21 protein-coding genes are annotated in these 22,577 nt (G+C 73.0%); 11 read left to right on the plus strand and 10 right to left on the minus strand.

The window, feature by feature from the left end:
* Positions 1–105 precede the first annotated feature (105 nt).
* Positions 106–1,053: a glycosyltransferase family A protein gene (locus tag FFA01_RS10390; RefSeq protein ID WP_167627346.1), complete on the plus strand. Its 948-nt coding sequence runs from the start codon at positions 106–108 to the stop codon at positions 1,051–1,053.
* Here FFA01_RS10390 and FFA01_RS15935 read toward each other — a convergent pair.
* From FFA01_RS15935 to FFA01_RS10425, 7 genes are all read right to left on the minus strand, one after another.
* Complete coding sequence (locus tag FFA01_RS15935; RefSeq protein WP_167627347.1) at positions 941–1,567, minus strand: DUF2238 domain-containing protein; 627 nt, start codon at positions 1,565–1,567, stop codon at positions 941–943. The two genes, FFA01_RS10390 and FFA01_RS15935, sit on opposite strands and share 113 nt — an antisense overlap.
* A 139-nt stretch (positions 1,568–1,706) precedes the next feature.
* Positions 1,707–3,035 carry a hypothetical protein gene (locus FFA01_RS10400; RefSeq protein ID WP_146855810.1) on the minus strand — a complete coding sequence of 443 codons (1,329 nt, stop codon included), beginning with the start codon at positions 3,033–3,035 and terminating at the stop codon, positions 1,707–1,709.
* Between the two features lie 234 nt (positions 3,036–3,269).
* The gene (locus FFA01_RS10405) at positions 3,270–4,115 is read right to left on the minus strand and encodes an endonuclease/exonuclease/phosphatase family protein (RefSeq protein ID WP_146855812.1); all 846 of its coding nucleotides are present in this window, start codon (positions 4,113–4,115) and stop codon (positions 3,270–3,272) included.
* Positions 4,112–6,472: a transglycosylase domain-containing protein gene (locus tag FFA01_RS10410; RefSeq protein ID WP_146855814.1), complete on the minus strand. Its 2,361-nt coding sequence runs from the start codon at positions 6,470–6,472 to the stop codon at positions 4,112–4,114. The genes FFA01_RS10405 and FFA01_RS10410 overlap by 4 nt, the downstream gene beginning before the upstream one ends.
* 179 nt (positions 6,473–6,651) lie before the next feature.
* The gene (locus FFA01_RS10415) at positions 6,652–7,011 is read right to left on the minus strand and encodes a hypothetical protein (protein WP_146855816.1); all 360 of its coding nucleotides are present in this window, start codon (positions 7,009–7,011) and stop codon (positions 6,652–6,654) included.
* 82 nt (positions 7,012–7,093) lie between these two features.
* Positions 7,094–7,978, minus strand: coding sequence for a siderophore-interacting protein (locus FFA01_RS10420; protein WP_146855819.1), 885 nt, complete (start codon positions 7,976–7,978; stop codon positions 7,094–7,096).
* 26 nt (positions 7,979–8,004) lie between these two features.
* Positions 8,005–9,009 (minus strand): ABC transporter substrate-binding protein, encoded by a 1,005-nt coding sequence (locus tag FFA01_RS10425; RefSeq protein WP_146855821.1) that lies wholly within the window; start codon positions 9,007–9,009, stop codon positions 8,005–8,007.
* Between the two features lie 122 nt (positions 9,010–9,131).
* On the opposite strand from FFA01_RS10425, the gene FFA01_RS10430 reads away from it, so the two are divergent.
* The 7 genes from FFA01_RS10430 to FFA01_RS10460 all read left to right on the plus strand — a co-directional run bounded on the left by FFA01_RS10430 (position 9,132) and on the right by FFA01_RS10460 (position 16,352).
* The gene (locus tag FFA01_RS10430; RefSeq protein ID WP_244289801.1) at positions 9,132–10,193 is read left to right on the plus strand and encodes a FecCD family ABC transporter permease; all 1,062 of its coding nucleotides are present in this window, start codon (positions 9,132–9,134) and stop codon (positions 10,191–10,193) included.
* Positions 10,190–11,167: a FecCD family ABC transporter permease gene (locus tag FFA01_RS10435; RefSeq protein WP_146855823.1), complete on the plus strand. Its 978-nt coding sequence runs from the start codon at positions 10,190–10,192 to the stop codon at positions 11,165–11,167. The genes FFA01_RS10430 and FFA01_RS10435 overlap by 4 nt, the downstream gene beginning before the upstream one ends.
* Positions 11,164–12,030 carry an ABC transporter ATP-binding protein gene (locus tag FFA01_RS10440; protein ID WP_146855825.1) on the plus strand — a complete coding sequence of 289 codons (867 nt, stop codon included), beginning with the start codon at positions 11,164–11,166 and terminating at the stop codon, positions 12,028–12,030. Before FFA01_RS10435 ends, FFA01_RS10440 begins: the two co-directional genes overlap by 4 nt.
* Before the next feature lie 36 nt (positions 12,031–12,066).
* Complete coding sequence (locus FFA01_RS10445; protein WP_146855827.1) at positions 12,067–12,900, plus strand: SDR family NAD(P)-dependent oxidoreductase; 834 nt, start codon at positions 12,067–12,069, stop codon at positions 12,898–12,900.
* 244 nt (positions 12,901–13,144) lie between these two features.
* Entirely contained in the window at positions 13,145–13,597 is a 453-nt protein-coding gene (locus tag FFA01_RS10450; protein ID WP_146855911.1) for an S-ribosylhomocysteine lyase, read from the plus strand.
* A complete protein-coding gene (gene mtnN / locus FFA01_RS10455; protein WP_146855829.1) occupies positions 13,594–14,361 on the plus strand; it encodes a 5'-methylthioadenosine/S-adenosylhomocysteine nucleosidase in 768 nt (255 codons plus the stop codon). Before FFA01_RS10450 ends, mtnN begins: the two co-directional genes overlap by 4 nt.
* Positions 14,362–14,480: 119 nt before the next feature.
* Entirely contained in the window at positions 14,481–16,352 is a 1,872-nt protein-coding gene (locus FFA01_RS10460) for an immune inhibitor A domain-containing protein (RefSeq protein WP_146855831.1), read from the plus strand.
* A gap of 78 nt (positions 16,353–16,430) precedes the next feature.
* Here the strand turns inward: FFA01_RS10460 and FFA01_RS10465 are convergent, their stop codons facing one another.
* From FFA01_RS10465 to FFA01_RS10475, 3 genes are read right to left on the minus strand one after another with little or no spacing between them, the layout of a single operon-like run.
* Positions 16,431–17,105, minus strand: coding sequence for a Rho termination factor N-terminal domain-containing protein (locus tag FFA01_RS10465; RefSeq protein WP_146855833.1), 675 nt, complete (start codon positions 17,103–17,105; stop codon positions 16,431–16,433).
* Positions 17,106–17,152: 47 nt separating this feature from the next.
* Positions 17,153–17,665: a MarR family winged helix-turn-helix transcriptional regulator gene (locus FFA01_RS10470; protein ID WP_146855835.1), complete on the minus strand. Its 513-nt coding sequence runs from the start codon at positions 17,663–17,665 to the stop codon at positions 17,153–17,155.
* A 57-nt stretch (positions 17,666–17,722) separates the two neighbouring features.
* Positions 17,723–19,927 carry an MMPL family transporter gene (locus tag FFA01_RS10475; protein WP_146855837.1) on the minus strand — a complete coding sequence of 735 codons (2,205 nt, stop codon included), beginning with the start codon at positions 19,925–19,927 and terminating at the stop codon, positions 17,723–17,725.
* Between the two features lie 196 nt (positions 19,928–20,123).
* On the opposite strand from FFA01_RS10475, the gene ribB reads away from it, so the two are divergent.
* From ribB to FFA01_RS10490, 3 genes are read left to right on the plus strand one after another with little or no spacing between them, the layout of a single operon-like run.
* Entirely contained in the window at positions 20,124–20,825 is a 702-nt protein-coding gene (gene ribB, locus FFA01_RS10480) for a 3,4-dihydroxy-2-butanone-4-phosphate synthase (protein ID WP_146855839.1), read from the plus strand.
* Entirely contained in the window at positions 20,822–22,153 is a 1,332-nt protein-coding gene (locus FFA01_RS10485) for a lysophospholipid acyltransferase family protein (protein WP_146855841.1), read from the plus strand. Before ribB ends, FFA01_RS10485 begins: the two co-directional genes overlap by 4 nt.
* The gene (locus FFA01_RS10490; RefSeq protein ID WP_146855843.1) at positions 22,150–22,575 is read left to right on the plus strand and encodes an SRPBCC family protein; all 426 of its coding nucleotides are present in this window, start codon (positions 22,150–22,152) and stop codon (positions 22,573–22,575) included. Before FFA01_RS10485 ends, FFA01_RS10490 begins: the two co-directional genes overlap by 4 nt.
* Positions 22,576–22,577: the final 2 nt, after the last annotated feature.

Below are 22,577 nucleotides of genomic sequence, written 5' to 3' on the forward strand. Positions count from 1 at the left end.
GGGGGCCGGGGCCCGCGTTCCCGGTGGAACCCCACCCCGCCCCGGCGAGGTGGGGTTTTCCGCGCGCCCGGACCCGACTCAGCCCGGTCGGGGTTGAATGGACGGGTGCACGTCTGCGTGGTCGTCCCCGTTCGTGACGACGGCGCTCTGCTCGATGCGTGCCTGAGGTCGCTCGCCCGTCAGACGCGCCTGCCCGACGAGGTGATCGTCGTCGACAACGGCAGCACCGACGACACCGTCGAGGTCGCTCGACGGCACGGCGCCCGCGTCGTCGCCGAGTCCGAGGTGGGCATCGCCGCGGCGGCGAGCACCGGCTACGACTCGTCGACCGCCGACCTGATCGGCCGCTGCGACGCCGACAGCGTGCTGCCCCGAACCTGGGTCGCCGAGCTCGTGGCGACCTTCGAGCAGGACGACGACGTGCTCGCCGTCAGCACGAACGCCCGCTTCTACGACACCCCGGTCGGCACGGGCACCGTGCTCTCGGCTCTCTACGTCGGCGCCTACCACCTGATCGTCGGGGCGGCCCTGGCGCACTGGCCCCTGTTCGGCTCGACGATGATGATGCGCCGCACGGCCTGGCTGAGCGTCCGCGACGTGGTCCACCGCCACGATCGTCTGCTGCACGACGACATGGATCTCGCCGTCCACCTCGGCGACCTCCAGCTCGCCGGGCAGGGGCGGATCGCCTATCGCAGCGACGTGGTGACGGGCATCTCCGCCCGCCCCCTCGATCCCGGCAACAGACCGTGGCTCCGCACCTACCGGGCGCTGCACTCGTTCACCGTGCACGGCGTCGACGGCCGACCGTGGTGGCGGTGGCTGCGTGCCGACCCCGCGGGGCTGTTCCGTCGTCTCGGCTGGACGACCGAGATCAGCTCGGACGAGGTCGCCGCCGGCGGCGGTCACCTGCCCGCGGCGGTCACCGGACCCGCCCCGGTCAGCGAGCCCGCGCCTCCCGGGATCCCGCCGTCGTCATCGGCTGCTCCGAGCGAGGACGTCCCCGCCACGCGCTCCGGCCGGCGAGCACGGGCAGCAGCAGGCCGGCGCTGAGCGCACCCAGGCCTCCGGCCACCAGGTCGCCGATCGTGTCGTCGTAGCCGACGAAGATCGCCTCGTCGATCAGCGTGTGCCCCAGCCACTCGCCGATCTCCCAGAGGACCCCCGCCGCGAGCCCCACGCACACGGTCGCGACGACGAGCCCGAGACGGTGTCCGCGCTCGGGGAGGAATCCGGCGCGCTGGGCCGTGATGACGGCGAGGGCTGCGAGCAGCCCGTTCAGCACGAGGTGCACGACGGTGTCCCAGCCGACGACGCTCGTGTAGAGCTCGAACACGCTGCTCCAGGCCGCGACGAGCACGGTGGCCCCGGTCGCCAGGTCGAGCCCGGCGCGCACGCCGAGGGCCCGCGGCGCGAGGACGGCGGCCAGGGCGAGCATCATGACGGCGATCTCGACGAAGCCCCAGCCGACGCCGGCGACGACGACGCTCAGCGCGGCGACGATGCGCACCGCGTCGGCGGCGAACTCCGTCGGTCGTGTCGGGCTGCGGAGGAACGTCTCGATCATGGCTCCATCTCACTCGCCCGCGGGGATCCGCGCCCACGACGCCCGGACGGCCAGGCCCCCGGGCCACGTGAGCGTGGAACAGGGGACCTGGCCGTCCGAGGTCCGGCCGACGGGCCGGTGCGGCTGAGGGCCGCCGGTGTCAGCGACCGAGGCGACGACGGAGGCGCGGTGCGGCGACCAGGGCCGTCCCCAGCGCCAGCAGGGCCGCGGCGCCGGCCAGCCACGCGCCCTGCTCGGAACCCGTGTAGGCGAGGGTGCCGGGGCGCTGGACGACGGTCGTGTTGCCGGCCGGGACGACCGGGCTGGTCGCGCCCGGGGTCGGGTCGGCCGGAGTCGGGGCGACGACCGCCGCGCCGACGCTGAAGAGGGCCGGGTCCGACGCCTCGGACATCGATCCGAACTCGTCCTCGATGATGAACAGCCCGGAGGTGCCGTACTCGCCCTCGGGGAGATCGAAGTCGACCGAGAAGGTGCCGTCGGCCGCGACGGGGACGATCCCGAGGGCGAACCCGAAGTCGGGGTCGTACTCGACGGGCTCGGTGTCGTAGGGGATGTCCTCGTCGTCCTCGGCATCCGCCTCGGCGGCGGCTACCGCACGTGCGACGGCCGCCGAGGCGCCGTCGCCGGGGGCCGTCACGTCGCTCGACAGGGACGAGAACGCGATCGAGTCCTCGAAGAGGTCGGCGTCGGCGACGAGCACGAGCGCGGCCGATCCGGGGGCCGCGTCGGAACCCACGATCGGCACGATCCCGGCGGTGGCGCCGCTCGGCGCGACGAGGGTCGGCGCCGGGATGGGCTCGCGGACCTCGACGTCGGTCGACGTCGACAGGCCGCTGGCGTCCGAGACCGAGATCGTGATGGTGCCGAGGGCGAGATCGGCCGGGATGTCCATGTCGAAGGTGACGTAGCCGTCGGAGTCGAAGACGAAGTCCTTCTCGTACGAGTACACCGTGAACACGGTGTCGTCGGTGACGGCGGGCCCGTCGACCGTGACGGTCACGGCGTCGCCCGGCGTGAAGCCGTAGGCGTCGGCCGTCGTGGTCTCGCCGGGCGTGACGTACGACGAGTACAGCTCGACCGTCGGCTCGGCCGTGGGGCCGGGGACGACGACGACCGACGTGGGCGCGGGCGTCGGCGTGGCGCTCGGAGCGGGCGTCGCGGCGGTGGCCGGGGTCTCCGCGGCGGGCGCGGGCTCCACGGCGGCGGGGCGCTGGCCGAGGACGACGTCGGTGCCCGTGCCGGTCGCGGGGGTCTCCGCGGCGGGCGTCTCGACGGCGGGCGTCTCGACGGCGGGGGTCGGCTCGGCGCTCGGCGTCGCCTCCACCGGGGTCTCGACGGGCGCGGCCGAGGCGGGCGCGGCGGAGGCGTCGGACGCCGACGCGGCGAACGCCGTGGTCGGGGCGAGGACGATGGCGGCGACGAGCGCGGCCGTGCCGGCTCCCGTCCGCAGTCGGTGTGATCTGGACATGCGTGTTCCCCCTGGAACGGTCTGGGCGCCTCGGGCAGGCGCACGGGACCGAACCTAGGCGACGGACCGGTCGCTGCACGGCCCCCCTTTCGAGTCGCGCCCGCGACCGACGCCGGATCGTTGTCGTTTCGTCCCCCGACCCGTCACCGGCGGGGGACGGCACGGCGACGAGAGCGGGCCGAGCCGAGGAGGCGCGGGTCGGCCCACCGGCGCCGGCCGCGCCTCCCGAGATCCCTACCGGGCCTCGTCGCTCCACTCGAGCACGGCGTGCACGGGATCGTGGTCCGACGCCGCGGCGCCGTCGAACCGCGGCGCCCCGACCCCCGCCGCCGAGACCCGCGCTCCCGGGCTCACCAGGATCCAGTCGAGCCGCCGCCCGCCCGGACGAGGCGGACCGTAGTGCGACCAGCTGCCCCATCCCGGGTCGAGGAGTCGCGCGGCCGTCTCGCGTGCGTCGGCCAGCAGTCCGTCGCGGGTCAGCTCGCCGTGCGCCGCCGAGTCGTCACGGTCGTTGAAGTCGCCCAGCACGACGGCGGGGCCGTCGAGGGCGGCGACGACCGCACGCAGTCGGCGGGCGGAGTCGAGACGCCCCCGCGCCGAGAGCGGGTCGATGTGCACCGCGAGCACGTGGAACCGTCCGCCGGTCGTGAGGTCGGCGAGCTCCGCCTGCACGACGGCCCGGGGGAACAGGGCGCCCGGTCCCCGTGATCCCGGCTCGTCGGGGCGGTCCGACAACCACCAGACCCGAGACGAGACGACGTCCAGTCGCGTCGTGTCGACGTGCAGCTCGACCCGCTCGCCGCCGCGGTGCCGATCGCGACCGCTGCCGATCGAGGTCCATCGCGGCCCGAGGCCCGCCGCGATGACGTCGGACTGGTCGGGCATGACCTCCTGCAGGGCGAGCACGGTCGGTGCCTCGGCGCCGAGGAGGCGCGTCACCAGCGGTGCGCGCCGGCTCCAGCTGTCGGGCCGGTCGCGTCGCAGCCCCGGCAGGCGGCGTCGCACGTTGAAGGTCATCACGTGGAGGTCGGGAGGCGAGACCGGGCCCACCGTCGGCTGATCGTCCTCGGTGGGCGTCATCCCTCGTCGGAGTCGCCCTCGTCGCCGCCCGACCGGTCGTCTCCACCGCCTCCGCGGCCCTCGTCGCCGTCCTGCTGCCGTCCGGGGGTGTTCTGCTCGTCGGCCCCCTCGTTCCCGGCACCCTGCTCGTCACCGTCGCCGTCCCCAGCACCCGTCTGGCCGGGCGAGGCGGAGTCCGGAGACGGGGCGGGCGCCGGGGCGGGCGGGGGAGCGGGCCGCTCGGTCAGCTCGGCGCTCGGGGCGGCGAACGGCTGCCCGCCGTAGAGGGCGTTGACCGCCTGCATGTACGGCTGGAACACCCGGTGCCGCGCCGTGTCGGCTCCGCCGCCGGGGAGGGCGTTCTGCCGCATGCTCACCTCGCCCTGCACGTTGCCGACCCAGACCGCCGTCGCGACCTCGGTGGTCGAGCCGACCATCCAGGTGTCCTTGGCGTTGTCCGTGGTCCCGGTCTTGCCGAGCAGGTCGATGCCGTCGCCCGGGTTCGACGCGGTGCCGGTGCCGCCCGGGGCGAGGACCGACTCGAGCGCGAACGCCGTCGTCGACGCCACCGCGGGGTCGATCGCCTGCCGGCAGTCGGCCGAGGGCGGGGTGACGGTCGAGCCGTCGGGGCGGGTGACGCTGTCGATGGCGATCGGGCTGCACGCCGTGCCGCCGTTGGCGATGGAGCCGAAGGCCGACGCCATCTGCAGCGGGGCGATCGCGTTGGCGCCCGACCCGAGGATGTCCGACGGGAAGATGCTGAGCTCGCGCCCGTCGGCGTTCGTCACGCCGAGGTCGCCGGCGGCGCCCGCGATGTCGCAGAGGTCGAGCTGCGAGGCCATGGCGATGAAGGCCGTGTTCACCGAGCGCGTCGTCGCCTGCAGCGGGGTCATGTCGCTCGCCCGGCCCCCGGTGTCGTTGGTCACGTCGTACGACGACGCCCCGAAGCCGCCCTGGCACGACGAGAACTCGGAGGTGTTCCACGCGTTCTTCGACGCCTGCACGCGGTCGTAGAGCGAGTTGCCGTTCTCCAGCCAGTCGACCAGCGTGAAGGCCTTGTACGTCGAGCCGACCTGGAACCCGGTCGATCCGCCGTGGCTCGCGTCGGCGGCGTAGTTGACCTGGGTCACGCCGTCGCCCTCCTGGCTGCTGCCGTAGGCGGTGTTCTGCGCCATGGCGACGATGCGCCCGGTGCGGGCCTCGGTCGAGACGAGCGAGCCGCCGAGGTCGGCGAACCCGACGCTGCCGGGCACCTGCGCCTGCAGGGTCGCCGCGGCGGCCTCCTGCACGTCGAGGTCGAGCGTCGTGATGATCTGCAGTCCGCCGCGGTTCAGCAGGGCGGCACGCTCGTCGGCCGTCTCGCCGAAGGCCGGGTCGTTCAGCACCTCGGCGCGCACGTAGTCGCAGAAGTAGGCGGCCGAGGCGGGCTGCGTGTTCGCGCAGCCGCTGGTCGACGGGGTGATCACGGGGCTCACGGGCGTCTCGACCGCCGTCGCGTACTCGTCGTCGGTGAGCATGCCCTGCTCGTCCATGTTGGCCAGCAGCAGGTCGCGGCGCTCGGTGTTCGCCGCGATGTTCTCCTCGGCGTCGATGCGGAGCGCGGCGGGGGAGTTCACGGTCGCGACCAGGCTCGCCGACTGCGCGGGCGTCAGCTCCGCGGCGGAGACCCCGAAGTAGTACTGCGCGGCGGACTCGATGCCGTACACCCGTCCGCCGTAGTTGGCGATGTTCAGGTAGGCCGTGAGGATCTGCTCCTTGTCGAACCGCTCCTCCACGCCGATCGCCATCTTGATCTCGCGCAGCTTGCGCGGCAGCGTCGTGGTGGTGGCCTCCTCGTAGGCGGCCTCGCCGGCGGCGACGACCTCGGGGTCGCCCGACTCGAGCTGCTTCTCGGCCTGCTGCACGAGCACGTTCCGCACGTACTGCATCGTGATCGTGGAGGCGCCGCTCTCGATGTCGCCGCCCGAGACGTTCTGGAACACCGCCCGGACGGCGGCGAACGAGTCGACGCCGGCGTGCTCGTAGAAGCGCGGGTCCTCGGTGGCGATCGCGGCGTCCTTCGCGCTCTGCGCGATGTCGTCCCACCCGACCTCCCGGCGGTCCTGGGAGAAGAACTCGGCCAGCTTGACGGGCTCGCCGCCGCGGGTCGCGTAGAGCTCGCTGGTCTGCGCCTGCTCGCCGATCTCGAGCTCCTCGGGGATCGTGTTGAACGCCTGGACGCCGAAGCTCGCCCCGCTTCCCGCCACGGCGATCACGGGCGTGACGAGGATGGTCACCATCACGCCGGCCAGCACCGACAGCCCGGCCATCCCGGCGACCGCGCCGAGGGCGCCGCCCGTCCGCGACGCGAAGGAGGCGCGGGTCGTCCGACCGCTCACGCGAGCGCTCCGAGGAGCTCGGCTCGTGCGCCGCCGGGGTGGGTGATCGAACGCGGGAAGGGGGCCGTGGGTCGTCGGTCTCGTGTCGCCATCGTCATCGACCGTACGGTCCGACTCGGTTCCGAGCGAGACCCGGAGGGGGCTCGTCAGGGGATTGCCAGGCGACGGGCGTCGCCTTCTCAGCCGGCCGGGCCCAGCAGCACGGCCGCGGTCGCCGCCGTCATCCCGACGATGAAGAACAGCGTGCCGCCCTGCATCGTGAGCGTCTTGTTGCGGTCGGCCGTCGGCACGTCCACCTCGAGGATGGGGCAGCCCGACCAGCCGATCATGCCGATGCTCAGCGCGACGATGCCGAAGGCCGTCCAGAACAGGACGGCGAGTCCGGTCGGGAGCACGCTCGGGCGCCACCCGGAGGCGAGCAGGAGGCCGAGGCCGACGGCGGCGCTGCCGACCGCGGCCATGAACCAGAGGGTCCCGGTCCACATGATCCGCTGGACGTTCTGCTCGGGGGACATCAGGTCGTTCTGCACGTTCTGCACGGAGACATCCTGCACCCGTTCGCCGCCCCCGGCTCACCGACACCCGTCGCCGTGAATCGATCCGCGGGCCGGAGGACGGGCCTCAGTCGGCGAAGATCACGCCGACCGGTTCGCGCTTCTCGGCCTGGAAGCGGTCCTCCGCCCGGCCGAGCGCCCAGTACGCCGACAGCGAGAGGGAGGCGCGATCGAGGTGCCACTCGTCCTGGAAGACGACCCGCGCCTCCTTCATGGCCCCCCGCTCGCCGTGGGCGAAGACGGCGATCCGGCCGGCCGGCCGCTCGAGCGCGCGCAGGGCGGCCACGAGCGGCACCCCCGGGGTGGCCGTGCCCTCGCGGTGCAGCCAGCGCAGCTCGACCCCGGCGGGGCGCGCGAGGGCGAGCTCGTCGGCGGCCGTGTCGACCTCGATCAGGGCGAGCCCCCGGGCATCGGCCGTCATGGCCTCGAGGGCCGCCGCGATGGCGGGGACGGCCGAGTCGTCGCCGAGCAGCAGGTGCTCGACGTCGGGGCCCGGGTGGGGAGCCCAGAGGCCGCCCGGGCTCGACATCGAGAGGCGGTCGCCGGGGCGCGCCGACAGCGCCCAGGGGCCGGCGACCCCCTCGTCGCCGTGAACGACGAAGTCGATGGCGATGGTGCGGGCCGCCCGGTCGACCGAGCGGATCGTGTAGGTGCGGCGCACCGGCAGGTCGTCCGGAGCGAGCTCCGCGCGCAGGGCGTCGAGGTCGAAGGGCGGCTGCAGACCGAGACCCGGCCTCGCCAGGAGCAGCTTCACGTACGTGTCGGTGGCGGCGAGCTGCACCTCGCCGGCCTCGACGAACCCGTCGAAGGCGGGTCCGCCGAGGTGCACGCGCACGAGGTGCGGCGACACCCGCTCGGTCCGCTCCACCACGAGGACGTGCTGAGAGCGGACGGGTCGGGCGGTGCGCCCGGGAGGCGCGGCGTCGGTTCCCGGAGAGGGGGTCTCGGTCATGCGGTCGATCCGATCGGTCCGGCGGGTCAGCTCTTGGTCGCGTCCTCGAGCAGCGGCACGAGGGCGTCGAGCGCGTACTGCCGCGAGAGAGCGGAGCCGAGCGAGTAGGCCGCCGAGACGTCGCCGTCGATGACGACGGCGTGGCCGTCCTTCACGGCCGACAGCGCCTTCCACTGCGGGTCGTCGGTGATCTCGGTGGTGTCGATGTAGATCGGGAACGCCACGATCACGTCGGAGTCGATCACGTCGAGCTGCTCGCTCGAGATCGAGACCGAGAAGCCGCCGGCGTTCGGGGTCAGAGCCTCGATGCCGGGGTTCTGGTCGAAGCCGAGGGCCTCGAGCTGGTCGACGCGCTCGGCGCCCTCGATGTACGCGCCCCAGCCCTCGCTCGTCTTGGTCGCGGCCGTGATGGTCATGTCGTCCCACTCGGGGTGGTCGGCGGCGATGGCGTCGACCGCGGCCTCGTTCTCGTCGACGAGGCGGTCGCCCTCGGCCTCCTCGCCCAGGGCGGTCGAGATGAGGTCCATCTGGTCGTCGAAGTCGGTCAGGTAGTTGTCGCCGCCCTCGGGCACGCCCACGGTGGGGGCGATGCTCGACAGCCGGTCGTAGCGCTCCTGGTCGCCCGAGCTCTTCGTGTCGAAGATGATGTCGGGCTCGAGGGCGGCGATCGCCTCGTACGAGGGGTCGAGCGTGCCGATGATCTCGGGCGACTGGTCGTAGAGGCCCTGGGCCCACGGGCCCACGCCGTCGTTCTCGTCGCCGAAGGCCAGCCAGTCGGAGGCGCCGACGGGCTGCACGCCGAGGGCGAGCGCGGTCTCGGCGTCGCCCCAGCCGAGAGCGACGACGCGCTGCGGCTTCTCGTCGATGGTGACGTCGCCGAACTTGGTCTCGACGGTCACGGGGAACGCGCCGGAGGCGCTGCCGCCGCCGGTCGAGTCGCCGTCGGAGTCGCTGCCGGCGTCGGCCGAGCAGCCGGCGAGGGCGAGGGTGGAGACCGCCAGGAGGGAGGCGATCGTGAGTGTCTTGCGCATGGGGTCCTCAGTGCTGTGAGCGGAAGGGGGCGGGTCGTCGGTGGGGGCCGAGGATCGCGGGGGCGCACCGCCGCGACGACACTCGGGTCGACTACAGGTGAGGGTAGCCTAAGCTAATCATCATGGCGATGCCCCGAGCGCTCAGGGTCGACCGCGCCCCGCGGCCGACCTCCGGCGTCCGGCGACGCCGCACGCGCCTCCTCGTCCTCGTCGCCGCTCTCGCGCTGCTCGCCCTCGCGATCGTGCTCGGCCTCGCCGTCGGGGCCCGCCCGGTGCCCTTCGACGACGTGCTGCGCATCCTCGGCGGTGCTGCGGGTCGCGACTCGGCCGACGCCGCCGCCGTGCTCGATCTGCGGCTGCCGCGCACCGCCGCCGCGATCGTCGCCGGGGCGGGCCTCGGCGTGGCGGGGGCCGTCGTGCAGGCCGTGACCCGCAACCCGCTCGCCGATCCGGGCATCCTCGGCGTCACCTCGGGCAGCGCCTTCGCGGTGGCCGTGGCCGTCGGCTTCGCCGGTGTCACCTCGGCGAGCGGCTGGGTCTGGTTCTCGTTCGCGGGCGCCGGCGTCGCGACCGTCGCCGTCTCGCTGATCGGCGGGGCGGGCCGAGGAGGCGGTGGTCCGGCCCGCCTGACCCTCGCCGGCCTCGCGCTCGGGTCGGTGCTCGCGGGCATCACCTCGTCGATCGTGCTCGCCGATCCGCGCCGGTTCGACGCCGTGCGCGCGTGGGAGGTCGGCTCGCTCGCCGACCGCGGCTGGGACCCCGTGCTCACGGTGCTGCCGTTCGTCGCCGCGGGGGTCGTCGTCGCGCTGATCGCCTCGCGCCCGCTCGACGCCGTCGCCCTCGGCGACGAGCACGCCGCCTCGGTCGGCGTCTCGGTGCCCGCCGTGCGCGTCGTGTCGCTCGTGATCGTGACCCTCCTCGCCGGAGGCGCGACCGCCGTGATCGGTCCCGTCGCCTTCCTGGGGCTGATGGTCGCGCACGCGGCCCGCGGCCTCGTCGGCCCGAGTCAGCCCTGGATCACCGGGCTCTCGGCCGTGCTCGGGCCGGTGCTGCTGCTGCTCGCCGACGTGCTCGGTCGCGTGATCGCGCCTCCCGGCGAGATCGCGGCCGGACTCGTCACCGCCGCCATCGGAGCGCCCGTGCTGATCGCCATCGCCCGCCGACGGAAGGTCGGCGGCGCATGAGCCGGCGCCGTCTCGCGACCCTCGTGCTGGCGGTCGTCGCCATCGTCGTCGCGATCGTCGCACTCGGCATCGGCGACTACCCGCTCAGTCCGCCCGAGGTGGTGCGCGCCCTGTTCGGCGGCGACGGCTTCGCGTCGACCATCGTGCTGAACTGGCGGATGCCGCGGGTGCTGGCCGCCCTCGTCTTCGGCGCCGCCCTCGGCGTCTCGGGGGCGATCTTCCAGTCGCTGACCCGCAACCCGCTCGGCTCGCCGGACGTGATCGGCTTCTCGACCGGCGCCTACACCGGGGCGATCGTCGTGATCGTGTCGGGCGCCTCCTCGACGCTCGGCACCGCCGGCGGGGCGCTCGCCGGCGGTCTGGTCACCGCCCTGGCCGTCTACCTCCTCGCCTACCGCGGGGGCGTGAACGGGCTGAGGCTGATCATCGTCGGCATCGGCGTGACGGCCCTGCTGCACTCGGTCAACAGCTGGCTGCTGCTGCGGGCCCAGGCCGAGGTCGCGCTGACGGCCTCGTTCTGGGGCGCCGGCTCGCTCGCGTTGGTGGCCTGGCAGCAGCTCGTGCCGGCCATCGTCCTGCTGGTCGTGCTGACGCCCCTCGTGATGGTGCTCTCCCGCCCGTTGCGTCAGCTCGAGCTGGGCGACGACGCGGCCCGATCGCACGGGCTGCGGGCCGAGGGCTCCCGGCTGGCGCTGGTCGTCGTCGGCGTCGCGTTGACCGCCGTCGTGACGGCGAGCACCGGGCCGATCGCCTTCGTCGCGCTCGCCGCGCCGCAGCTCGCCCGCCGGCTCGTGCGCTCGGCCGGCGTCCCGCTGGTCGGCTCCGCGCTCACCGGGGCCGTGCTGCTGCTCGTCGCCGACCTGGTCGCGCAGCACATCGCCGCGAACCCGGTGCCGGTGGGGCTCGTCACGCTGGTCATCGGCGGGATCTACCTGATCACGCTGCTCGTCGGAGAATCCCGGAGGTCCGCGTGAACGCAGACGCCACCCGCCCGTCCGTCTCGTCGTCCACGGCCTCGTCCGGGGGCGCCGTCGAGGCCTCCGGCACGGCCGTCGACGCCCGGCTCGTCGCGCGGCAGGCGCATCTCGCCTACGACCGGCGCACGGTCAGCGAGGCCGTCGACGCCGAGGTGCGCGAGGGCTCGTTCACGGTGATCGTCGGGCCGAACGCCTGCGGGAAGTCCACCCTGCTGCGGGCCTTCGCGCGCCTCCTGAAGCCCCGGTCGGGGTCGGTGCTGCTCGACGGTCGCGAGCTCGCGACCGTTCCGGCGAAGGAGGCGGCGCGCACCGTGGGCCTGCTGCCGCAGACCTCGACGGCGCCCGACGGCATCACCGTCGCCGAGCTGGTGGCCCGCGGCCGCTACCCGCACCAGGGGCTGTTCCGCCAGTGGACCGGCGCCGACCGCGAGGCCGTCGACGCGGCCCTCGCCGAGACCGATCTCGCCGATCTGGTCGACGTCCCGGTCGACGAGCTCTCGGGAGGGCAGCGTCAACGCGTCTGGGTGGCCATGGCGCTCGCGCAGCAGACGCCGGTGCTGCTGCTCGACGAGCCCACCACCTACCTCGACATCGCGCACCAGTACGACCTGCTCGACCTGTTCGCCCGGCTGCACGCGCAGGGCACCACGGTCGTCGCCGTGCTGCACGACCTCAACCAGGCGGCGCGCTACGCGACCGACCTGATCGTCATGAGCGACGGCGACGTGGTCGCGACCGGCGCCCCCGCCGACGTGCTGACCGAGCAGCTGGTCACCGACGTCTTCGACCTGCCCTGTCTCGTCGTGCCGGACCCCGTGACCGGCTCGCCCCTGGTGGTCCCGCGCCGTCGCGCCTCCTGACCCCCCGCCCTGCCCGGTGCGGGCAGGATGGAGGGCATGAAGATCGAACTCGACGGACTCACCGCACTCGTCACCGGATCGACCCAGGGCATCGGGTACGCGATCGCCCGGGGACTCGCCGCGGCGGGGGCCCGCGTGATCGTCAACGGACGCTCGACGGAGACCACGGGGGCGGCCCGGGCGCGCCTCCTCGACGACCTCGCCGGCGATGCCGACTTCGCCGCCCTCGACGACGATGCCAGGGAGGCGCGGGTCGTCGCCCTCGCGGCCGATCTCGCCACCGAGGCGGGCGCCCGCACCGCGCTGTTCCAGCACCCCGACGTCGACGTGCTCGTGAACAACCTCGGGATCTTCGGCTCGGCCGACGCCCTCGCCATCGACGACGACGAGTGGCGACGCTACTTCGAGACCAACGTGCTGTCGGCGGTGCGGCTGACCCGCGCCTACCTGCCGGGCATGATGCGCCGCGGCTGGGGCCGGGTGCAGTACATCGCCAGCGACTCGGCGATCGTGACGCCGGTCGAGATGATCCACTACGGGGTGTCGAAGACGGCGCTGCTCGGCGTCTCGCGCGGCTTCGCCAAGGCCGCCGCGGGGTCGGGTGTGACGGTCAACAGCGTCATCGCCGGGCCGACGCACACGGGCGGGGTCGAGGACTTCGTCCGCGAGCTGGTCGGGGACGATCTGCCGTGGGACGAGGCCCAGCACGAGTTCATACTGAAGCACCGGCCGCAGTCGCTGATCCAGCGTCTGATCGAGCCCGACGAGATCGCGAACATGGTGGTCTACCTCAGCTCGCGCTACGCCTCGGCGACCACCGGCGGGGCGCTGCGCGTCGACGGCGGCTACGTCGACGCGATCCTCCCCTGACCCGCCCCGAGGGGTCGCGGCGTGCCGCGCGCCCCGGCTCGGCGAGGGCGTGTCCGGACCCCTCGGCGCCCGCGTCGACGGCCCGGCCGTCACACGGGGTCGCAGGTCAGGGGAATGGCCTAGGTTCGTACGGGCGTTGCACCCGTGGGCGACGAGCCCGCGAGGCCGACCGGCACGTCCGGCCGCCCCGGCCCACCGAGATCGCGCCCGACGGCGCAGAGGAGACATCGTGACCCAGCCCAAGATGAACGTCGAGTCGTTCAACCTCGACCACCGCACCGTCGCCGCCCCCTACGTGCGGGTCGCCGACCACAAGACGCTGCCGAAGGGCGACACGATCACCAAGTTCGACGTGCGCTTCACGCAGCCCAACGAGGCCCACCTCGAGATGCCCGCCGTGCACTCGCTCGAGCACCTCTTCGCCGAGCACTCCCGCAACCGGTCGAGCGACGTCATCGACTTCTCGCCGATGGGGTGCCAGACGGGCTTCTACCTGATCCTGCAGGGCACGCCCGACATCGACGACGTCATGACGCTGATCGAGGGCACCCTCACCGACATCACGACCGCCACCGAGGTCCCGGCGGCCAACGAGGTGCAGTGCGGTTGGGGCGCGAACCACTCGCTCGAGGCCGCGCAGGAGGTCGCCCGCGGGTTCCTCGCCGCCCGCGACCAGTGGTCGACCGTCACCCGATGAGCCCGGCCGACGCCGCGCCTCCCGCCGTCCCCGCGGTGATCGTGATCGTCGCCATGAGCGACGAGGCGGCGCCGTTCGTCGCGCGGGCCTCGCGGGTCGACGACCCGCTCGCGGTGGGCGGCTCGCTGCAGCGGGAGATCGAGATCGACGGCATCCGCATCCTGCTCGTGCAGAGCGGCATCGGCTTCGTCAACGCCGCCGGGGCCGCGACCTCGGCGATCGTGCGGGCCGGCTCGCTCGACGGCGTCGTGCCGACCGTGATCAGCGCCGGCACCGCGGCCGGCATGGGCCCGGGCATCGAGATCGGCGACGTCGTCGCCGGGGCGGAGTACCTGAACCTCGATGCCGACGCCCGCGTCTTCGGCTACCGGCTCGGCCAGGTGCCCGGCATGCCCGCCAGCTACCACGCCGACGAGGCCCTGATGGAGGCGGCGCTCGCCTACGGCGGGTCCGTCGCGCAGCCCGACGGCTGGGCGGTCCGCCCGGGGCTGATCGCGTCGAGCGACGCGTTCATGACGGCCGAACGGGTGATCGGCGTGCGGACGGCCTTCGCCGACGTGGTCGACGTCGACGCGGTCGACATGGAGTCGATGGCGATCGCGCAGACCTGCCACGTCCACCACGTGCCGTTCGTCTCGGTGCGCGGCATCAGCGACCTCGCCGGGCCCGATGCGCACGACGTGCACGACGAGAACCTCGCGCTCACGGCGGGTCGCTCCGCCGACGTCACGCTCGCCCTCGTGCGGGGCCTCGCCGGCCGCTGACCGGACCCCCTCGTTCGGGGGACAGGTCCGACCCCCTGAAGTGCCCACTGTGCGGGCCCCTGTCCGCTCCCTATGTTCTTCCCAAGAGCTTTCTCGGATGAACGACAGGGGTCCACTTCGTGAAGAACCGCCGCATCACCGCGATCGGGGGCGTGGCGTTCGCGTCGCTCCTCGTCGCCTCTCTCGCCACACCGGCCGTGGCCGCATCCACGGGATCCGCCCCGGCCGGAGCCGCCTTCGGCTCCGCCGCCGCGACGACCACCGCGGCCGGCGCGGCATCGGCCGCCGGCGCCGACGGCCAGGTCGCCCCCCGTAGCAAGGACGACCGGCCCGACCCGGCCGCCGAGGCGCAGCGCGACCTCAACCGCGACGCCGTCGCCCAGGTGGTGTCGGGCCAGGCCGAGCCGCAGCAGCGCAGCGCCCGGAGCGACACCCAATCGGTCCAGGTGAAGCCCGGGCAGTGGGCCCAGTACGGCGTCGAGTCGAGCGATCAGATCCTGTCGTTCCTGGTCGACTTCGGCGACGAGGTCGACCCCCGCTACCCGGACGCCGCCGCCGGCCCCGTCCACAACGAGATCGCGCAGCCCGACGAGGCGAACGACAACTCGACCTACTGGACGAACGACTTCAGCCGCGGGCACTACCTCGACATGTTCTTCGGTCAGCAGGGCGAGTCGCTCAAGGGCGTCTACGAGGAGATGTCGAGCGGCCGGTACACCGTCGACGGCGACGTCAGCGACTGGGTCACCGTGCCCTACTCGTCGGCGAGCTACGGCGAGACGGAGAGCCAGACCGACATGACCCGCTTCGTGCAGGACACCGCCGACGCCTGGTACGACGACCAGATCGAGCGGGGGAAGACCCCCGAGCAGATCACCGAGTACCTGCAGACCTTCGACCAGTGGGATCGCTACGACTACGACGGCGACGGCGTCTTCGACGAGCCCGACGGCTACATCGACCACTTCCAGGCCATCCACGCCGGCGAGGGCGAGGAGGCCGGCGCCGATTCGAGCGCCATCTGGTCGCACCGCTGGGCGGTCGGGCAGGACGCCGAGGGCACGGCCGGTCCGGCCGTCAACCCGTTCGGCGGCGTCAAGATCGGCGACACCGACTTCTGGGTGCGCGATTACACGACCGAGCCCGAGAACGGCGGCCTGGGCGTCTTCGCCCACGAGTACGGTCACGACCTCGGTCTGCCCGACCTCTACGACACCAGCGGCGGCGAGAACGGCACCGGTTTCTGGACGCTGATGAGCTCTGGCTCGTGGCTGAGTCACGGCGACGGGGCGATCGGCACGACCCCGAACCAGATGGGCGCGTGGGAGAAGCTGCAGCTCGGCTGGCTCGACTACGAGATCGCCGTGGGCGGCCCGAAGGCGGCGAAGTCGACGCACCAGATCGGTCCGTCGTATCACGCCACGAAGAAGCCGCAGGCCGTGGTCGTCACGCTGCCCTTCGACAAGCAGGGCAACCCCAGGTTCTACATCGCCGAGAACCGTCAGTACGCCGGCTACGACGACACCCTGCGCACGGGGCCGTACAACTTCGGCTGGCTCGAGTCGCAGCCCGACCGTGTCGAGCACTTCCCGTACCAGGACGGCCTCAGCATCACCTACTGGGACACGGCCCAGACGGACAACAACACGGCGCAGCACCCCGGCGCGGGGCTGGCCCTGCCGATCGACGCCAATCCGACGCCGCTGACCTGGTCCGACGGCACGGTCGCCCGGAACCGCATCCAGTCGTTCGACGCGACGTTCGGCATCCAGCGCACGGATCCGATCAGCCTGCACCGTGAGCTCGCCGGCACCTCGACGACGCTGACCTCGAAGGCGCGACCGGCCGTGTCGATGTTCGACGACAGCGACCCGCTGGCCTACTGGAGCGCGGCCAATCCGCAGGGCTCGGTCAAGGTCGCCGGCTCGGGCACCACCATCCAGGTGCTGCAGAGCAACAAGCAGGGCATGATGACGATCCGGGTCGACTGACCTCGGGACGGCACCGGCGGTGAAGCCGAGGAGGCGCGGGTCGAGTCGACCCGCGCCTCCTGTCGGTCGTCCCGGCCGTCAGGCTCCGGGGGTCGCCCCGGCGTGCAGGTGCTCGATGAGCTGGGCCTTCGTCGCCTTCGAGACGCCCGAGAGACCGGCCTCCCGTGCGATTGCGCGGAGCTGGACCAGGGTCATCGCGGTGAGGTCGCGCTCGGGGTCGGTCGCGGTGTCGCCCGCCACCTCGGGGTCGGCCGTGACCGCGTGAGGCAGCGGGGGAGTGAACAGGGTCGCCGCCGTGGCATCGGCCGTCGTCACCGTCGCGGCGGGGGCGGGAGCGTCGCCCTTCGCGCGGGCCTCGCCGTCGGTCTTCCCGCCCGACTTCTCGCCGCCGGACTTCTTGCCGGACTTCCTGCCGGCCTCGGACTCGTCGCCCTTCTTCGATTTCTTGCCCGACGACGGTTCGGAGGAGGCCGTCGGAGCCGACCCGGACTTCTTCTCGCCGTGCTTCCGGGCGACCGCGTCGCGCTCGGCTCGCAGGGAGATGACGGTCTCCTCGTCGAGGAAGTCGACGAACGGGTTCGGCTGCCCCGTCTTGTCGGCGACGATGGCCGTGTACGCGGCTGCGGCGGTGCGGACCTTCGCCGTCGCGCGTCCGGCCCGCTTGGACGACGAGGGGCGTTCGGCCGTGACGGCCGCGTGCTTCTCGAGTGCGTCGACGAGATCTCTCAGGGCGGTCTTGATCTTTTTGCTCACAGGGTCATTGTCGACCACCGAGGTGAACGCGCAACCCCCGGTCGGATTCAGCGGGTGTCGCGCCCGCCGTCGAGGCGCCGTCGGGTCTCTCCGAATCGTCTGTCGAGCACCTCGGCGCTCGGCGTGCCGTCGAGATAGGCGCGCAGCACGGTCACCAGGCCGGTGAGGTCGGCAGCCGAGGCATGCCCCTGGGGGAGGTCCATGCCGGCGTCGACCTCGCGGACGCCGGGCACGAGGGCCCGGCCGTCGGCGGTGAGCGTCAGGAGCACGGCGCGACGGTCGTTCGGGCTGGTCTCGCGGACGACGAGGCCCCGGCGGACGAGCGCGTCGACGATGCGGCTGGGGCTGCCGGTCTCGCAGACGATCAGCTCGCCGAGGGCCTTCAGGCTGAGGGGCCCGAACTCGTCGAGCACGCCGACGACCTCGGCCTGGGACGGGGTGAGACCTAGCGGAGCGAGCCGATCGGCGACCGCCCGGTTGCCTTCGCGTTGGGCTGCGAGCACCAGATAGCGGAGCTCGGAGGGCGCGAGCGCTGCGGGTGTCGCGCCGAAAGATGTCACGTCACGAGATTATCAGGCAGGTGCCCGCGGTTCCTGGGGCACCGGCCCGGCGGCCTGTCAGACCCGGCCGTCGCCGGTCGTCGACGCGATCACGGGTCCGCCCGTCCGCCGCCGTCGACGGGACCGGCCGAGGACGATCGGTCCGATGGCGCGCAGCACCGCGGGGAGCACGATCGTCCGGATGACGAGCGCGTCGAGGGCGACGGCGATCGCGAGGCCGAGGCCGATCTCCCGCACGATGCTGATCCGCCCGGTCATGAACGACAGGAACACCGCGATCATGATCAGCGCCGCGCTGTTGATCATCGGCCGCGTGGCTCGCAGGCCGTCGGTGACGGCGGCCGAGAAGGGGCCGCCGTGCTCGAAGCTCTCGGCGATCCGGGCGATGATGATCACCATGTAGTCCATGCTCAGGCCGAACATCACGGCGAAGAGCAGCACCGGGGTGACCGAGTTGAGCGGCGAGTCGCTGGTGAGCGACTGGACCAGCGTCAGGAGACCGAGGCTCGCGCCGACCACGAGGGCGTTGAAGGCGAGCGCGAGCGCGGACAGCGCGATCGAGCGGAACGCGACCACGAGCAGGACGAACGTCGCCGCGAGCACGAGGCCGCCGATGGTCGGCAGCGAGCGGATCAGGGTCTCGTCGAAGTCGAGGCCCTGCGCGGTGGCGCCGGCGACGCCCACGGAGGAGCTCGCCCCGAGCTCGCTCGGCAGATCGTCGCGGATCTCGCGTACGAGGTCGTGCGCCGATGTCGAGTCGGGTCCCTCCGTGGTGGTGACGAGGAGTCGCGTGACCGGCCCGGAGGGGCCCTCGGCCCACAGTGCGCTCAACTCGTCGGGGATCTCGGGGCCCGACAGCACGGAGCGCAGGGTGGCGTCGTCGAGCCCCGTCGTGGTCACGGCCGTGACTGAGCGGACGTCGTCGTGCCCGTCGAGGAACCGGGTGGCGGTCACGGCGTCCGTCACGAGCTCGTCGGCGTCGTCGGCGGAGACGACCACCTGCAGGGGGAACAGGTCGTCGACCCCGAGACTCTCGTCCGCCACCTCGAGCCCGACGCGGGCCGCGTCGTCGGCCGGGAGCACGGTCGCGCTGGCGACGGGCGACTGCAGCGAGAGGCCCAGTGCCGGCGCCGCGACGCCGATCAGGGCGGCGACGCCGACGAGCGCGACGACCGCGGACGTCAGGCGGCCGGGGACTCTCGTCGAGCGCCGCCCGCGGCCGTCGTCGGCGCCGGTCGACGACGCCGGTCGACGTCGTGCGGGGAGCGGAACGCGGCCCCAGTCGATGCGGTGCCCCAGCAGGCCGAGGAGCGCCGGCAGCACGGTGTGGGTGAGGACGAGAGCGACGAAGGTCACGATCATGCCGCCGAGCGCGATGCTCGTGAACGCCATGACATCGGGGACGAGGAGGGCCGCGAGGGCCACGATGACGGCGGCGCCCGAGAACAGCACGGAGTGGCCGGCGCGCGCCATCGCGACGTCCACCGCGTCGCGGACCGACAGCCCGCGCTGCAGCTCCTCGCGGAACCGTTTGACGATGAACAGCGAGTAGTCGACGGACACCGCCAGGCCGATCATCGACACGATGTTCGAGTAGAGGTTCGACACGTCGGTCTCGCGGGCGATCAGGAACCCGGCGCCCAGGGCCAGGGCCAGGGAGGAGCCGGCGATGAGCAGGGGGACGAGTGCCGCGACGACCGATCGGAAGACGACGAGCAGCACGATGATCAGGAGGGGGAAGACGATCAGCTCGGCGCGGAGGGCGTCCTCCTTGGAGTGCGCGTTGAGCTGGTAGTCGAGGGCGGGCTGTCCGGTGACGTAGCCCGCGACGCCGTCCGCCAGGTCGTCGACCGCGGTCTGGAGGTCGGGGGTGGCGTTCTGCACGGCGGTGTTGTCTCCGTCGAAGCCCGCGGTGATGACGACCGTGCGTCCGTCGGACGAGGCTCGGTCGGGACGTTCCACGGGGGTGGTGATGCTGTCTGCCCCCGCAGCGGCGAGGACGTCGGCCGCCGCGGACACGGTCGACGACGCGATCGGCTCGGGGGAGTCGAGCACCACCACGACCTGATTGGGAGCGTCGCCGAAGTCTCGTTCGATCTCGGCCTGAGTGACCAGGGCCTCGGCCTCGGGGGCGGTGAATCCTCCGCCCGAGAGGGCTCCGTCGAGTTGCAGCGCGAGGATCGCGGCCACGGCGACGAGGGCGACCCAGGCGCTGAGGACGAGGCGCGGGGCCCGTCGGATCGAGAAGGGTGGGCGTGGCATGGCGGTCTCCCGTCAGGCGTCGATCGACGCCGGTGGATGATGGAACATGCATGTTGTATCACGCATCGGCTCGAGGCGCGATCCGGGCGTCGTCGCGATGATCGATGTCACATCATTTGTTGTCATCTCATACATCTGACATTCTGGCTCGGTGACCACGACCCCCGTCACGGAACACCACCATCCGAGGAGCCCCATGACCAAGCAGAACGACACCACCGACACGACCGACGCCCTCGACGCGACGGCTGAACCAGACGCTCCCGACGCCGCCCGCATCAGCTCCGCCCGCGAGGCGGTCGCGGCCGTGGCCCGCGGCGAGATGGTCGTCGTGGTCGACGACGAGGACCGCGAGAACGAAGGCGACCTCGTCGTCGCCGCCGACCACGCGACGCCGCAGATCGTGAATTTCATGATCACCCACGGCCGCGGTCTGGTCTGCCTCTCGCTCGACGAGCGTCGGGCGGCCGATCTCCGGCTCGATCCGATGGTCGCCCGTAACGAGGACCACCAGTCGACCGCGTTCACCGTCTCGATCGACGGCACCCCGGCCCACGGCGTCACGACCGGCATCTCGGCGTCCGAGCGGGCGACGACCATCCACCTGGCGGTCACGGGGCGAGCCGACGACCTCGCTCGACCGGGTCACGTCTTCCCCCTCGTCGCTCGGCCCGGGGGAGTCCTCGAACGACCCGGTCACACCGAGGCCTCCGTCGACCTGGCGCGTCTCGCGGGGTGCACCCCGGCCGGGGTGATCGTCGAGATCATCGGTCCGGACGGCGAGATGCTCCGTCTCGACGACCTCCGCGTCTTCGCGGCGCGGCACGGTCTCGTGCTGACCACGATCGAGATCCTGCGAGAGCACCTGCTCGCCGAGTCCGAGGCGGCGACGGCATGATCCTCCTCCCGGCGATCCGGGGCACCACCCGATGGGTCGTCTGGCGAATCGCCCGCCGCCGGTTCGGCGAGATCGAGGGGCTCGAGAACCTCCCGCAGGACGGGCCGATCGTGCTCGTCCCGAACCACTCGAGCTACTTCGACCACTTCGTCGTGCAGGTGCTGGTGCAGAGCCTGCGCGGCACGCCCGTCTGGTTCCTGACCAAGCGCGAGAGCTTCGAGAGCCGGTTGCCCCGTCCGTGGGCGACCGCCTGGTACGGCATCCCCGTCGATCGTGAGGCGCCGGCCCCCGACACGCTGCGCGAGGTCCGCCGCGTGCTCACGTCGGACGATGCGCTCTGCGTCTATCCCGAGGGGACTCGGGGCGACGGCGGACCGCTCCGGGAGTTCCGACCCGGTGCGTTCCGCTTCGCCCTGGCCCACGGCGTCCCCATCGTGCCCGTGGGCCTGCACGGCAGCGCCGACGTGCTCCGCAAGGGCGACCGGTGGTTCCGCCGCGGACAGGTCGACGTCGTGTTCGGCGACCCGCTCGAAGTCGACCCGTCGCTCCCGAAGCCCCGGGCCGCAGCCGAGCTGGCGTCGACCGGCCGCGCCGTCGTCGAGGCTCTCGTCGAGCGCGCCGCCGCACGGGCCGCCGCCCGCAGTCGGGCCGCCGCACCGGCTCGGGGCTCGACGCTCCGACCCGCGCAGACTCCCCGTGTCTCGTCCGCGGTCGCCCTCGATCGCGCCGTCGTGCACGCGCTCGGCGACGACGGCCGGCTCGGGGCACGCGACCTCCGGCGTCTCCGCTGGCTGTGGTCGTTCGTCGCGCGGCACGAGGGCGCCGATCTCGATCTGCGGGTCCAGCGGGCGCGGCTCGCGGCGCTGCGTGCGGCTCGACTGATGGGACCGTTCCGTCTCGTGGGCGCGCTGCTCCTCCGGCGACGCGTGTCGCGCCTCCTCGACGAGTCTCCGACGCACGGGCTCGCGAACTACCTCGCCGGACGCTGGTGCCTCGCGATGCCGAGCCTGCTCGGCGGCGGAGCGAGACGCGCCCTGCCGCACTTCGCGACGGCGACCCGGTACTCCGACGATCCGACCCGTGCGGCCATGGGAGCGGCGTCGGCGCGCGTCGCGCTCGGACAGGACGAGCAGGCGGCCGAGCTGCTCCGGCAGGTGATCGCTGAGACTCCGGTCGCGCACCCGCACCATGACCGGCGCACCGCCCGGGCTCGACGTCTGCTCGCCGAGCTCACCGGCGAACCGGGAGCCGCCCCCGAGTCGGGGTCCGCGCCCGGACCGGGGTCCGCCCCGGCATCTCGTCCGCGCCCCGAGGGGGCGGTCTCGTGATCCCGATCCGGCACTCGGCGGACGTGTCGATGCGGCACGGGCCGTCGTCGATCCTCGACGTGCTCCTCGACGCCTCCCGGGCGGCGGAGTGGAATCCGGCGCTGTCGTCCGTCGAGTCGCCGCCCGGCCCCGCTCCCGTCGGTCGCGGTCTGCCGACGCGCATCCGGGGCGTCGTGCGGGGCACTCTCACGTTCCTCGAGGCGCCGTCGCTCGAGGTCCGCCACCGGCTCGACGTGCCGGGCGGAGTCGAACTCGGCAGTTGGCTGCTCGAGCCGCTGGCGTCGGGCGGGACGCGGGTGACGCACACGATGGAGCACACGGGCCCGGTGCTGAGGCTGATGCGGCGGGCGTTCGAGCCGGTTCCGCTCTGGCGCCTCGAGCGGCTCGACCGCGTGGTCGGCGAGAGGAGCCGACCGCGCTGAGG

This window comes from Frigoribacterium faeni (assembly GCF_007988805.1).
GTDB lineage: Bacteria > Actinomycetota > Actinomycetes > Actinomycetales > Microbacteriaceae > Frigoribacterium > Frigoribacterium faeni.

Coding starts and splice junctions, on each gene's coding strand:
- FFA01_RS15935 (WP_167627347.1), bottom strand. CDS start 1,567: ATGATCGAGACGTTCCTCCGCAGCCCGACACGACCGACGGAGTTCGCC.
- FFA01_RS10400 (WP_146855810.1), bottom strand. CDS start 3,035: ATGTCCAGATCACACCGACTGCGGACGGGAGCCGGCACGGCCGCGCTC.
- FFA01_RS10405 (WP_146855812.1), bottom strand. CDS start 4,115: ATGACGCCCACCGAGGACGATCAGCCGACGGTGGGCCCGGTCTCGCCT.
- FFA01_RS10420 (WP_146855819.1), bottom strand. CDS start 7,978: ATGACCGAGACCCCCTCTCCGGGAACCGACGCCGCGCCTCCCGGGCGC.
- FFA01_RS10425 (WP_146855821.1), bottom strand. CDS start 9,009: ATGCGCAAGACACTCACGATCGCCTCCCTCCTGGCGGTCTCCACCCTC.
- FFA01_RS10430 (WP_244289801.1), top strand. CDS start 9,132: ATGGCGATGCCCCGAGCGCTCAGGGTCGACCGCGCCCCGCGGCCGACC.
- FFA01_RS10435 (WP_146855823.1), top strand. CDS start 10,190: ATGAGCCGGCGCCGTCTCGCGACCCTCGTGCTGGCGGTCGTCGCCATC.
- FFA01_RS10445 (WP_146855827.1), top strand. CDS start 12,067: ATGAAGATCGAACTCGACGGACTCACCGCACTCGTCACCGGATCGACC.
- FFA01_RS10450 (WP_146855911.1), top strand. CDS start 13,145: ATGAACGTCGAGTCGTTCAACCTCGACCACCGCACCGTCGCCGCCCCC.
- mtnN (WP_146855829.1), top strand. CDS start 13,594: ATGAGCCCGGCCGACGCCGCGCCTCCCGCCGTCCCCGCGGTGATCGTG.
- FFA01_RS10475 (WP_146855837.1), bottom strand. CDS start 19,927: ATGCCACGCCCACCCTTCTCGATCCGACGGGCCCCGCGCCTCGTCCTC.
- ribB (WP_146855839.1), top strand. CDS start 20,124: ATGACCAAGCAGAACGACACCACCGACACGACCGACGCCCTCGACGCG.
- FFA01_RS10485 (WP_146855841.1), top strand. CDS start 20,822: ATGATCCTCCTCCCGGCGATCCGGGGCACCACCCGATGGGTCGTCTGG.